The organism is Clostridium fermenticellae (assembly GCF_003600355.1).
Taxonomy (GTDB): domain Bacteria; phylum Bacillota; class Clostridia; order Clostridiales; family Clostridiaceae; genus Clostridium_AV; species Clostridium_AV fermenticellae.
This window is the reverse complement of record NZ_CP032416.1, coordinates 1333148-1346971: the sequence shown is the minus strand read 5'-3', so window position 1 is coordinate 1346971 and position 13824 is coordinate 1333148. Positions and strand designations below refer to the sequence as shown.

General features: G+C 30.9%; 10 protein-coding genes and 1 riboswitch. Of the genes, 5 read left to right on the top strand and 5 right to left on the bottom strand.

The window, feature by feature from the left end; genetic code table 11:
* Positions 1 to 67: 67 nt before the first annotated feature.
* The 3 genes from D4Z93_RS06450 to thiW all read right to left on the bottom strand — a co-directional run bounded on the left by D4Z93_RS06450 (position 68) and on the right by thiW (position 3162).
* Positions 68 to 418: a PqqD family protein gene (locus D4Z93_RS06450; protein WP_119971497.1), complete on the bottom strand. Its 351-nt coding sequence runs from the start codon at positions 416 to 418 to the stop codon at positions 68 to 70.
* A complete protein-coding gene (locus tag D4Z93_RS06445; protein WP_119971494.1) occupies positions 408 to 2327 on the bottom strand; it encodes an OPT family oligopeptide transporter in 1920 nt (639 codons plus the stop codon). The genes D4Z93_RS06450 and D4Z93_RS06445 overlap by 11 nt, the downstream gene beginning before the upstream one ends.
* A gap of 265 nt (positions 2328 to 2592) precedes the next feature.
* On the bottom strand, positions 2593 to 3162 hold the full coding sequence (gene thiW, locus D4Z93_RS06440) for an energy coupling factor transporter S component ThiW (protein ID WP_119971491.1): 570 nt from the start codon (positions 3160 to 3162) through the stop codon (positions 2593 to 2595).
* 286 nt (positions 3163 to 3448) lie between these two features.
* Positions 3449 to 3560, bottom strand: a riboswitch (TPP riboswitch).
* Positions 3561 to 3752: 192 nt separating this feature from the next.
* On the opposite strand from thiW, the gene D4Z93_RS06435 reads away from it, so the two are divergent.
* Positions 3753 to 5177: a sigma-54 interaction domain-containing protein gene (locus tag D4Z93_RS06435; protein WP_162920265.1), complete on the top strand. Its 1425-nt coding sequence runs from the start codon at positions 3753 to 3755 to the stop codon at positions 5175 to 5177.
* A 188-nt stretch (positions 5178 to 5365) separates the two neighbouring features.
* Here D4Z93_RS06435 and D4Z93_RS06430 read toward each other — a convergent pair whose 3' ends face one another.
* Positions 5366 to 6538, bottom strand: a complete 1173-nt coding sequence (locus D4Z93_RS06430; protein WP_119971485.1) for a M20 metallopeptidase family protein — start codon at positions 6536 to 6538, stop codon at positions 5366 to 5368.
* 40 nt (positions 6539 to 6578) lie between these two features.
* A complete protein-coding gene (locus tag D4Z93_RS06425; RefSeq protein ID WP_119971482.1) occupies positions 6579 to 7778 on the bottom strand; it encodes a hypothetical protein in 1200 nt (399 codons plus the stop codon).
* Between the two features lie 382 nt (positions 7779 to 8160).
* Between D4Z93_RS06425 and D4Z93_RS06420 the strand changes: the two genes are divergently transcribed.
* From D4Z93_RS06420 to D4Z93_RS06405, 4 genes are all read left to right on the top strand, one after another.
* Entirely contained in the window at positions 8161 to 9654 is a 1494-nt protein-coding gene (locus D4Z93_RS06420) for an ISLre2 family transposase (RefSeq protein ID WP_119970197.1), read from the top strand.
* 236 nt (positions 9655 to 9890) lie between these two features.
* The gene (locus D4Z93_RS06415) at positions 9891 to 10286 is read left to right on the top strand and encodes a pyridoxamine 5'-phosphate oxidase family protein (protein WP_119971480.1); all 396 of its coding nucleotides are present in this window, start codon (positions 9891 to 9893) and stop codon (positions 10284 to 10286) included.
* Between the two features lie 411 nt (positions 10287 to 10697).
* On the top strand, positions 10698 to 12743 hold the full coding sequence (gene glgB / locus D4Z93_RS06410) for a 1,4-alpha-glucan branching protein GlgB (protein ID WP_119971478.1): 2046 nt from the start codon (positions 10698 to 10700) through the stop codon (positions 12741 to 12743).
* Complete coding sequence (locus D4Z93_RS06405; protein ID WP_119971475.1) at positions 12667 to 13812, top strand: glucose-1-phosphate adenylyltransferase; 1146 nt, start codon at positions 12667 to 12669, stop codon at positions 13810 to 13812. The genes glgB and D4Z93_RS06405 overlap by 77 nt, the downstream gene beginning before the upstream one ends.
* Positions 13813 to 13824: the final 12 nt, after the last annotated feature.

Here is a 13824-nt window from a genome sequence, read left to right as displayed (position 1 = left end):
TTAATTAAAAACACATGAATCTCCATAAAAAATAAAGATGATGCTATTTACAGCACCATCTTTATTTTTAAACATTTGTTTTCTTTATATAATGGCAATTCACATCTATATGATTCAAAAATAACAGTAACCTTTCATAAAGCGGATTTACCTTATCTCCATATCTTTTTTCAAGACTCTCTCCAATATCTTTTACTGTTTTCTCACCGTCAATCTTTAAAAAAACATAACTTGAATACTCATCCAAAGTAATTTTCTTATACTTAGGAATTTCAAAATTTAGTTTTCTCATCAGCTGTTGTATCTTATGTTCTTGTTTTTCAAGTACAGTAACAATATTATTCTCATCTACTTCATACTCCAAATTATCTGCTACTTTAAATATTACATTTAGAACATCTTCATTATTACTCAGCATTTTTTGCCTTACTTCTCATTATAGGTATTATAGATGCTATCACAAGAACTATCAATAATATATATCCCATGCCATTACTAGCAGCAAATCCAGTTGGTGTTCCTACTTTTATAACCCCGGTTACCTGAAGTATTATACCAATAAGACCTATAATAGAACCTCCGGCAACAAGCCCGGACGATAAACTTATGCCATTAGAAACCCTTGCTTCTCTTTGCTTATCGTCTTTAGATACCTTATCCACAAACAAACGAATAAGTGCACCTATTAATATTATTGAAGTTGTAGCTATTGGTAAATAAAATCCTATAGCTACTGTCATTACAGGCATTTTTAGTAAAAATAATGCTATTCCAATAACAATACCTACAATTATCATGACCCAAGGTAACTTACCTGACATTATACCAGCCGTAAGTGTAGACATCAGGTTAGCTTGAGGTAATGCAAATGGTACATTATCACCAGTCATTGAAAGTTGACTTGAAAGAAGCAATATAACACCAGTAACTACTGCTGCACCAATTATTCCGGCTATTGCAAAATACTTTTGCATTTCATTCTTGTCACCGCCAATTACAAATGTAACTTTTTGTGACTGACAATAACCACCAGCAGCAGATATAGCAGTAACAATAAATGTACCAAATAAAAGCAATGATCTATTATTTGCCGGACTCTTCCATCCCATTATAACAAATAATAATGTTACTATAACTATAGAAGCAATAGTCATGCCGGATACAGGAAGATTTGAAGTCCCTATAGTTCCTGTTAATCTTCCAGATACTATAACAAATAATAAAGATAATATTAATGATAATATGGATACAATTATTGCCATTAATATATTTCCGCCAGATATTAAAAAACCACCTATAAATCCTATTACTATACCACCAATTAATATTATATTTTCAGCAGATGAACTGCCTTTACTATCTGACGTATTTGCATTAAGAGTTTCTTTTACAGATGATATTATTGTAGGTATAAGTTTTATAGCACCTATAAATCCTCCAGATAACATCATGCCCGCTCCTACATATTTTACATAACTTCCTGCTATATCAGCAACCTGCATTGCATTTATATTTACCTGAGGATTATTCCATACAGTCGCGCCACCTTCTCCAAGAGAAATAAAATACCCTATCAAAGGTGTAATAGCAAAATTAGATAATATTGATCCGGCAAACATAGTTAGCGCTACATCTATACCCACTATAAATCCTATGCCTAAGAGTAAAGGATTAGCTTCAACTTCAAATTTCCACTTATAGAAAGCTTCATTTACATAACTTATAACATTATTAGCTACATTAAAAAATGAACTAGTTACAAGAGTTATAACACCTCCTATAGAAAATCCAATTCCCATAAACTTCACAGATTCTTTAACCCCTTCTGAAGCAACAAGTGTTTCAGATATAGCCATCGATTCAGGATACATAAGATTTCCATGTTCTTGAATAATTAAATAATTATACACAAGAGAAGCTGCTCCTACTCCAAACAAAACTCCTCCTATTCCAATAACAAATCCCTCTAAAAAAGAAAAATGCGCTCCTATCAAAAGTATTGCTGGTAAAACAAATATCATACCACTAGCAATAGATTCTCCACCACTTGACATGCCTTGTACCAAATTTTTACCAAGAATTCCTTTTTGTTTGGCAAACATAGCTATAAATACAGAACCTATTATAGAACCTGGTATGCCAGCTGCAACTGTAAGTCCTGATTTCATACCTGAGTATGCCGTTGATGCTGCAAATAATACTGATAAAATAATTCCAATAGTTAATACAGCGGCATTTCCGCCAGATTTAGATCCATCAGAAATATACGGAACATAATCTATTCCGGATACATTGCCATATGCGCCTTTAGACAATTTTTTATTCATAATTCTTGCCTCCTTTTATACATTATCTTTATAATTATAACATAATTTCCAGCAAAATACAGTTCGAAATTCTTCTAATAAATAAGATTTATTAATTATAAGATTCATAATACTTAAAATATTATATGTTGTTTTTTATTTTCTTCCACGTACTTCAATTTAAACAATATTTATAATATATCAAATACATAAAGAGGTTAATTATATCCACAAACGCTCAAAAAAGACATATGGTTTCACTTAAGAAATCATGTGTCTTTTTAATTTAAAATTCTGTCTTATTTACAGATACATCTTTTTTTATAATTGGTACCTTTTCACAAATTTCCATTCCTAATCTTTGTTGAATCTTTATAAGCATACCATTTTTATTTAAAGCACCTAAAAACACAAGCGCAATTACTCCCCCAATTATTGTTGCAGTAAAAAATAGCGGAACATAAAACATAAGTGAAAGTTCTTTCCTTCCCCAAAAATATGTCATTATCGGCGATGAAACAACTGCTCCTATAATGCCGGTGCCTATAGTTTCTCCTAGTGCCGCAAATAACAAATTATTTCTAGATATCCTATATAAAACTCCTGATAAAAAAGCTCCAAATACAGCACCTGTAAGAGCTAAAGGTGGTATTCCCATAATAAGCATTCTTATAATTCCAATTAATACAGCACAAAGTAATGCATACCAAGGTCCCAAAATAACTGCACACGTAATATTGATGACAGATGACATAGGACACATTCCTTCAATACGTAGAATTGGAGAAATAACAACTCCCATTGCTATCATCATAGCTAACATAAGTTTTCTTAGTAATTTTGACTTTTTTTTCATAAAAATAGGCCTCCATAATAGTATAGTTTGCCAATGTTATCATACAGAAAATACTATTATTTAGGTATAAATTTAAGACAACTAGATAGCATTTTACCATATAATTATATTGGTCGGTCGAAGCTCAAAAGCTTCCTCTCACCTTGAAACACAAGTTCCCTAGCTATTTAGTTGTTACATTAATTAAAAAGTACCGGGCGCTCCCCCGCTGCTTATATTACACAAAAAGAGTATACCCGATCCTAACATTAAGGAAGATATACTCTATTTACATTCATTAATTAAAAAATTCATAAACAAATATTTCCTTACGTCAGGATTACCCGAATCAAGTTATGGGTCGAAGCTATAACTTCCTCTCAGCCTGTATATATATACAAGCTCCCCTTTTTTTAATAATTATATCATACACTATTTTTATATGCAATATTACATTACTATTATAATTTTAAAATAATTACAATTTTTTCTTTAATTACTTTAGAAATAATTAATTTTTCAAGTATATTATTAACAATTTCTTAATATAATTCTATCGAGTGATTTTTAGCTTCAGTTGAATTTATAAATTTAGAAATAAGGTGATACTATTGGAAACATTTAAAAAAATAACCTCTAAAAAAATAGACAGACTTTTTATAAAAATAAATGATATAATTTTCAACCAGATACCAATACCAATATGTCTCGTTAATTCGGAGTGTAAAATTGTAACTTTTAATAATTCTTTTAAAGACTATTTTAACCTTAAACTTGAGAATGAAAAAGGTAAATTTGTAGGAGAAGTAGATCCCAATGCTAGATTTCCTGTTATTTTAAAAACCGGAAAAGCCGAAATTAATAGAAAGCACAAATTTCAAGGCAGAGATATAATAGTACATAGACTTCCCCTTCATTTTAACAATAAATTGATTGGCGGAATTAGTATAACTATTATAGGAGATTTAAATTATATTTATAGATTAGTAACAGAAAACAATCTAATAAAAAACTTAAAATCTTATAAAAATAATCAATCTGCTATCTCCGAAGTATATAAAGCTAAATATACCTTTGATGATATACTATCAAATTCCAATTGCCTAAATAATTGTAAAGAGCAAGCTAAGTCTTTTGCTGAAACAGACTTGACTGTTCTAATAACTGGCGAAAGCGGGGTTGGAAAAGAGCTTTTTGCTCATTCTATTCATAATTACAGTAAAAGGAGAAAAAATCCTTTCATAAGTATAAATTGTGCAGCAATACCAGAAAGTTTAATAGAGTCTGAGCTCTTTGGACATGAGGAAGGTTCTTTTACTGGAGCTACAAAGAATGGTAGAATGGGAAAATTTGAATTAGCCAATACAGGTACGATTTTTTTAGATGAAATAGGAGATTTACCACTCAAGATGCAAGTAAAACTGCTTAGAGTTCTGCAGGAAAAAGAAATAGAACGAGTTGGAGGTAATAAAATCATAAATTTAGATATAAGAGTTATAGCAGCTACAAACTGCGACCTTCAAGAAAAAGTTAATTCTGGTACCTTTAGAAAAGATTTATTTTATAGACTTAATGTCTTAAACTTAGAAATACCTCCTCTTAGAGAAAGACCTTCTGACATATCCCTTTTAATTGATAACTTTATAAATAACTTTTATAAAAAATATGGCATATGTGGTGAATTTACTGAAGATGTTTTAAAAACATTATGTTTATATAAATGGCCTGGAAATGTAAGAGAACTAAGAAATATTGTAGAGAGAATGCTGGTTATTTCTAAAGAACATTCAATTAAAGTTGACAGCATACCTGAAAACATATTGAATAGCAGCAAGGAATCAATGGATGCTAATATAAAACAACTTATTAAAACCAAAACCTTCAGCCCATTAAAAAGCAGCGTCTTTAAAACAGAAAAGGAACTTATAATAAATACTCTAATAGAAAATAACTTTAACAAATCTAAAACTGCAGAAATCTTAGGCATACCTAGAATGACTTTATATAGAAAGTTAAAGGAAATAAATTTGAAATAGATTTCACAATTTAATTATAAATAATTAATTAAATTGTGACTAAAACTAATATGCAGAGACATGCTCACAAAATGAAAATATTTATAATACTGAAATTTGGTATAGGGTTTATAAATGAAAGCTTAACTTCGACTTGTAAACCCTATATCCTGAAGGATAATTGATTTATTGAATCTTCTTATTATTGATTAGGAAAGATAGTCAATACTAACCTGAACATATGCTGCTACCCCTATTGGTAAAGCGTCTTCATCTACTTTAAAATAATTTGAATGATGTGAATAACAACAATCTTTTGATTCATTTCTTCCTCCTAGAAGCATCAAAGCACCGGGCACAGATTCCAGGTATTCCGAAAAGTCTTCAGAACCCATTATCTTTTCAGTTGCTATAAAACCATCTTCTCCGACTATCTTTGCAACAGATTTTTTGGTAAATTTAGCAGCCTTCTCATCATTAATAGTTACACCACAAATGAAATTATAATTAAACTCATAGTCACATCCATAGGCAGCACATATATTTTTTATTACTTTTTCAATCCATATTGGCATATTTTTTCTACAATAAGAGCTGAAGGCTCTATTCATTCCTTCCATTTTTGCAGAACCCGGAGTTACATTAAACCTATCTCCTCCTTTTATTGTACCTATATTTATCACTATTGGAGATCTTACATCATTTACCCTGCTGACTACAGTTTGCATGCCATTAATTACTGAAGCGGCACACACAATTGAATCTATTCCCTGCCAAGGTGCTGAACCATGACTTGATTTTCCCTTAATTTCAAGATTCCATATATCACCTGAGGCCATTAAAGGACCTTCTTGAAGTATTACCTTGCCTATAGGAGTATCCGCCCATATGTGCATACCAAAAATGAAATCCACATCCGGGTTTCTTAAAGCTCCTTCTTCTATAATTTTTTTAGCACCAGAAGCAACCTCTTCAGCTGGTTGAAAAATAAATTTAACTATTCCCTCTAAATTATCTTTCATTTCCGACAAAATCTTTGCCGCTCCTAAAAGCATTGCAGTATGACAATCATGTCCGCAGGCATGCATAAATCCTGGATTTTCAGAAGAAAAAGACAATCCTGTTTTTTCTGTTATAGAAAGGGCATCCATATCTGCTCTCAGTGCTATAACTTTCCCTTTTGCACTGCCTTCCAATATTCCTATTACACCGGTTTCCCCTATACTCTCTACTTTAATACCCATTTTTGAAAGTTCTTCTTTCACTTTTCGTGAAGTCCTATATTCTTTAAAAGATGGCTCTGGATGTCTGTGAAAATCTCTTCTAAGTCCAACTACATAATCCTGTATTTCTTTAGCCTTTTCTAAAATATTAACATTCATTTTAACACTCCTAACCAAAATTATATAAAAAACTATAACTCTATAGTAATTTCAAGAATATGCTTGATATTATTACAGATGCTATTGATACAGTTGCAAAACCTCCTACCAGCATTCTCGGAAGAAGAATATCAACTACATAAAGCCTTTCTTCTTCAGTATTACTTACAGACTTACAAACCTCATTAGTTATAATATAATCCGCAGGAAATCCAAAAAGAGAAGTAAGTGCACATGCAAAACCCATTTCTTTTGTAAAACCTAAGAATCTTCCAATTATCATAGATACTGCAAACATGCCAAAAATGCCTAAGATTATTAAAACAATAATAGGAATTAATATTTGTACTAATTGGCCTGGTCCCACACCAGAAAGTCCTGAAAATACATATGCCAAAAGACCGGAAATAAGCCAATTGAATGCTCCGGCTTTAACAAGAGCAGTTTCTTCAAGAAATCCAATTTCACAAAATATAACACCAAAAATCAAGCATATAATGTACTGATTAATAGCACCTCCTGTTAGATTTGATACAAAACTTGCTAAAATAGCTACAATCATAACTTTAAATAATATTATCACTGGAGAATGATATTCTTCTGGTAAAGGTGGAATCAATTTTTTCTTTATATTTTCTACATTCTCAGTTTTTAAAACCTTACTATTCTCTATTTCCTTCTGGTTTGGTCCATTCTTTCTAAAGTTATCTAAAACCCTTCTGCCTTCTCTTTTTAAACACCAAGAAGTGAGTGGGTATCCAAAGAAACTGTGAGTTATAAACATTGCAATCGGAAGAATTGCTAATGTAGTGATTCCTTTAGCTTTTAAACCTTCTGACATTAATAAAGCTGCTACAATTCCTCCGGTTAATGGCGGAGTTGCTGCTACCACCGTATGCCAATCAAAAAATATTCTTCCTATGGTCATGGTCATAAAAACTGTACCACATATACCAAGTACTGCAACAACTACTGCTTTCCATTGTTCTATAAGTTTTTTGAGACTCATTAATGTTCCAAGATGAACAAGAATTAAGCTCATACAAACCTGAACAAAATTTGTCCCGAAAGATGCTTGGGAAACAACATCTTTAGGCACAAAAGTCCAAAAACCTAATAAGAATAACACTGCTGAAACAAAAACTGACGGTACATAAGCTTTTGTTTTGATAGAAACAATCTCCCCTATCAGCAAAAATCCCATTACTATGAGAAAACACTGAATAGCATTAAATGCCATAGATAAATACCCCCTTTTATAAACTTGAAACTTTTAAATAGTAAATAAGAGCAAATATTATACCAATACTATAATTACGTAATATTGCAAATAAAATAAACGGGTGAACTTTTAAATACACCCGTTTATGTAAAATTTATTATAAAGTTTACTGACAAAAAACGTATGATTTTGTTACAGTTTTAAAATTTTACTTTGTAACAATATGTTACTATAAATATATTTATAGATCTTTGTTTAATACTTAGAGTATAATTTTAGTAGGCAAAGGTAGTAATAATTACTGGTTAAAATAATAAAGGAGATACAAAAAGTATCTCCCATGTACATAAAAATCCATTATAATATAAGTTGATAAGACTATATAGAAATGGGTGAGATTATGTACAATTTAAACGATACTTTAAGTTTAAATGATAATGAAATAACTTTCAATAGTTTAGAGAAAAAAATATATAAATATGCGTGTGATACAGCATGTGAAATTCTAAGAGAGGTGCTTTCGCACCTGGACCGGAGGTTAATGGATGAAAGAGATGCCGAAATATATAGAAATAAAGGATTAAGGCATACGTGTATAAAAACTATTATGGGAGATGTAGAATTTGACAGACGTATATATGAATACAAAACTGATCAAGGGAAAAAGGCATATAAATTCTTACTGGATGAATACTTAAAAATGGATACAATAGGCCATATTTCAAGCACTTTAGTAGAAAAAATAGTAGACAATGTAACCAATGTGTCTTATAGGAACACTTCAAATAATATTAAAGAACTGGCAAACCAGGAAATCAGCCATACGGCAGTATGGAATGTAGTACAAAAATTAGGTTCTAAAATAGAAGAAAAGGAAGAGAGGAAGATACTGCTGAATAAAATGGGAAAATTAAAGGGCTCAAGGGAAGTTAAGGCCTTATTTCAGGAGATGGACGGCATCTGGTTAAGCATTCAGGGGAAAGATAAACCTAAAGGAAGGAAGTCTAAAAAGAAAGAACTTAAGCTGGGAGTAACTTATGAGGGCTGGAAAAAGAGAGGTGGCAGAAAAGACGGCTATGTAGTTCATAATAAAACAGCATGCGCCAGCTTTGGAACAAGTAAAAAATTCAAGGAACTTAGTGATGCCGCCATTGCAGAAGTATATAACACAGATGAAATAGAAGTAAGAATTTTGAATGGGGATGGTGCCCCATGGATAAAACAGAGCATGGGTGGAGAAGGCGTATATTTTCAGTTAGATCCATTCCATAAAAGTCAGGCAGTACTGAGAAATATGGAGGATAAAAAGGAAGCATATAAACTCATGAAAATGCTGCATGACGGAAAAATAGATAAGAGTTTTGAATACTTAACAGGTCTTATGGTTAAGTATACTAATAACGAAAAAAAGTTTAAGAAATTAGAAAAACTGTATACATATCTCTTTGAAAATAAGGCAGGATTAGTGCCATATCACTTAAGAGAAGAGATAAAGATGCCGGAGGCACCTGAAGGACTGGAATATAGGAATTTAGGCACAATGGAGCATAATATTTGTGACATACTGGCCCAGAGGATGAAAGGGAGAAAAATGAGCTGGTCTATAAAGGGTGCAAATAATCTGGCAAAAATACTGGCAGAAAAAGCTGGTAAAAGAATATACCAAACAATCGATGAGATATGTTCAGGTTCTATTTCAGATGATAAACTGGAGAAAATAAAAGAGGTTATAACATTAACGGCAGCTGATGTTAACAAGAAACCTAAGAAGAGCAGGTATTACCATATACATAAAGCAGGGATACCATTTACAGGCTGCGCCGTAACCAATGGCAGAAAAGCGATACAGAGCTTTTTTCAGGAAAGAAATCTCAGTGAACTGGTTTATAGATAATTTAAAAACTCGGGATAAAAAGTTAACAGGATAAGTGCGCCCTTCCGGGCTGTGGACGGGGCCATACGGGAAGAAAAATATCAACTGAATTTACAATGGAAATTTTAAAAAATAAAATTGCCCACTTTAACTTGACACAAACTGTTTAATAAGTATCAGACATATATCCACTTATTTGTGTTAAAATATAATTGGTAACAATTTTAAAATATTTTATATGTGGAGGAGAACTATTTATGGATGAAGTTTTAAAATTTTTAAATGAAAACAAAGTATTTTATCTTGCAACAATCAATGGTGAGACACCTGCAGTGCGTCCATTTGGATTTGCAATGAATTACAATAACAAATTATGTTTTTGTACTGCTAATACAAAAGATGTATACAAACAAATGAAAATCAATCCAAACATTCAAATAAGCGCAGCTTCACCAGAAGGAAAATGGCTTAGATTAACTGGGAAAGCAGTTTCTTATACTTCTAAAGAATCTCAACAAGCAGCCTTAAATACTATGCCCACATTAAACAATATATATAAAGTAGATGATGGTATCTTTGAGATATTTTACATAGATTGTGTAAGTGCAACATTCTATGATATGCAGGGTAACTCTCGAAGCGTTAAATTCTAAATAATTAAAAAAGCTTTCTTTGATCAAATAATGACCATAGAAAGCTTTTTCACTCTACAATTTTCATCTATATATATTATTTTCGCTAATTACTTTATTATTGTACATTTTTTTGATATAATTATTATACTCATAATTTTCTGAATTATCTAATTATATTTTAAATGAGATTTAATTAGATATTTTACGAGAAATACAATATCTAAAAGTAAATCAAGGGAAATTATACATTTTTTTACTTATTGATGTTTTAAGTTGATTTAATTTTATTTATCCGAGTGTTAATATAAAATATGTGTTTTACATTTTTTGTAATTATAATTAAAACTGAATTGAAAGTAATTTTTCCAATATACGATCATATAATATCATATTAAATTTACTCAATTCTATGTAAGGAGAAACTTAACTATGTTGAATCTTGATATAAACTACTATGAAGCATATTCATATACAAATGATGACAACTTTAGAACATATAAATTTTTAGGAAGTAGATTTATAAAATTCAATAAAACTTCTGGAACATTATTTAGAGTTTGGGCTCCCAATGCATTAAGTGTAAGCGTTGTTGGTGACTTTAATAACTGGAATTATAAAATTCATATAATGAAGAAGCAGCCAAAAACTGGATTTTGGAATCTCTTTATTGAAGGTATTCATGAAGGTTATTTATACAAATACGCTATTTTAACATCTGATGGAAAATCTATTTTCAAATCAGACCCTTATGCCTTTTATTCAGAAGTTAGACCCAATACAGCTTCTATAGTCTACAGTATCAAAAATGATTATAAATGGAATGATCAAGTATGGTTTGAAAAAAAATCTAAAATAAACTCATTTTCTTCTCCAATTAATATATATGAAATAAATTTAAGTTCGTGGAGATTAAATAATCAAAAAAAGTTCTATTCCTATAAGGAGATGGCCGACTTGCTAGTTCCATATATATTAGATATGGGCTACACACATATAGAGCTTATGCCAATTACTGAACATCCCTTCGATGGCTCCTGGGGATACCAAACTACCGGCTACTATTCACTAACAAGCCGATTTGGGAGACCTTCTGATTTTAAATATTTTGTGGATAAATTTCACCAAAATAACATAGGTATTATAATGGACTGGGTTCCGGGTCACTTTTGCAAAGATTCACATGGACTGTACAAGTTTGATGGTTCTTATCTTTATGAATATCAAAACAGTGATTTAAGAGAAAATTGTGGATGGGGCACCTCTAATTTTGATTTAGGAAAAACAGAGGTAAAGAATTTTTTAATATCAAACGCACTCTTCTGGTTTGAAATATATCATATAGATGGTATAAGAGTCGATGCAGTAGCAAATATGCTCTACCTGAATTACGGAAAACAGGACAATCCAAACTTAAAAAATAAACATGGTGGGATTGAAAATCTAGATGCAGTTGAATTTTTAAGAAAACTTAATAGAGCCATATTTACGCATTTTCCAAATTCTCTAGTTATAGCTGAGGAATCTACAGCATGGCCTATGGTTACACGTCCAGATTATGATGGCGGTCTTGGCTTTAATTATAAATGGAATATGGGTTGGATGAATGATATTTTACGATACATGAGTCTAAACGAGAATGAAAAAATATATAATCATAATCTGATAACTTTTTCAATAATGTATGCCTTTTCCGAGAATTTCATACTTCCAATATCGCATGATGAAGTTGTTTATGGTAAAAGATCACTTTTAAATAAAATGCCTGGAAAATATGAAGAGAAATTTTCTGGATTTAGAGCATTCCTCGGATATATGATGACTCATCCGGGTAAAAAACTAAATTTTATGGGGAATGAATTTGCACAGTTTGATGAATGGAAATTTGATTCAGAACTTGATTGGAATTTACTACTATATCCAATGCATGAAAAGGCAAAAAAATACGTTAAGGCTTTAAATTACTTATATAGAAATGAAAGTGCACTATGGGAACAGGATTTTAATTTCAATGGTTTCAATTGGATAGACGTTTCAAACAACAAGCAATGTATAATTTCTTTTATAAGGCAAGGAATTAGTAAATATAATTTTATTATTATAATTTGCAATTTCGGTTTTAAATCATATGATGATTTTAAAATCGGGGTACCAAGGTTAGTTAAATATAAAGAACTTCTAAATAGTGACGCTGCTATTTATGGCGGATCTGATAATTTAAACCGTGAAATATTATTTCCAGGTATGGAAAAGTGGAACAGTAAACCTTTTTGTATAAAAATAAACCTTCCAGCTCTATCAACTATTTTTATTAAACCTATAATTAGCTCAAATGAAAGTAACTTCAAACTACATGAAATACATTCTAAAACAGAAAAATCATTAAAAGGAGGTATCTCTAATGATAAAAAAAGAGATCATTGCAATGGTACTCGCAGGCGGTCAAGGTACAAGGTTAAAAGAACTCACAAAGTTTAATGCAAAACCAGCAGTACCTTTTGGTGGAAAGTATAGAATTATTGATTTTACATTAAGCAATTGTACACATTCAGGTATTGATACTGTAGGCATATTGACACAATATCAGCCATTGACTTTAAATAATCACATAGGCATAGGCAGTTCATGGGATCTTGATAAAATGAACGGAGGAATTACTATACTTCCACCTCATGTAAGCGAGACAGGTATGAACTGGTATAGTGGCACAGCTGATGCAATATATCAGAATATAAATTTTGTAGATTACTATGAACCAGATTATATAATTGTACTTTCCGGAGATCATATATATAAAATGAATTATTCTTCTATGCTTAAATATCATAAAGAGAAAAATGCGGATGCAACTATAGCAGTTATAGAAATTCCTCTTAAAGAAGCATATCGTTTCGGAATTATGAATACAGATAAAAACGGTCGTATAACTCAATTTGAAGAAAAACCACACAATCCAAAAAGCAATATGGCTTCCATGGGAATATACATCTTTAACTGGAAAATAATAAAAGAATTTTTGAAACATGATGAAAGCAATCCATACTCTGGCAATGATTTTGGGAAAGATATAATACCATCCTTAATTAGAAATGGTAAAAAACTATTTGCATACCCCTTTAAAGGATACTGGAAAGATGTTGGTACAATTCAAAGTTATTGGGAAGCAAACATGGATTTATTGAGACAAGATAATAAGCTTAATTTATACGAGGACGACTGGAAAATTTATTCTAATACCCCTACTCTTCCACCTCAATACATAGGTAATGGTGTGAAGTTAGAAAATTCAATGATATCAGACGGATGCGTAATATTAGGTGATGTTATAAATTCAATTCTATTTCCAGGAGTACACGTTGATAAAAATTCAAGAGTAACCAATTCAGTTATTTTACCAAATGTAACAATAGAGAATGATGTGATAATAGACAAAGCAATTATAGGCAACAACTGTGTAATTAAGCATAATAACATAATAAGTAATTCAGATCAAATTGTTCTAATTGGTGAAGACAGAGAAATAGGTTTAAATTCTATAGCTATATAACAAAGTGATAAA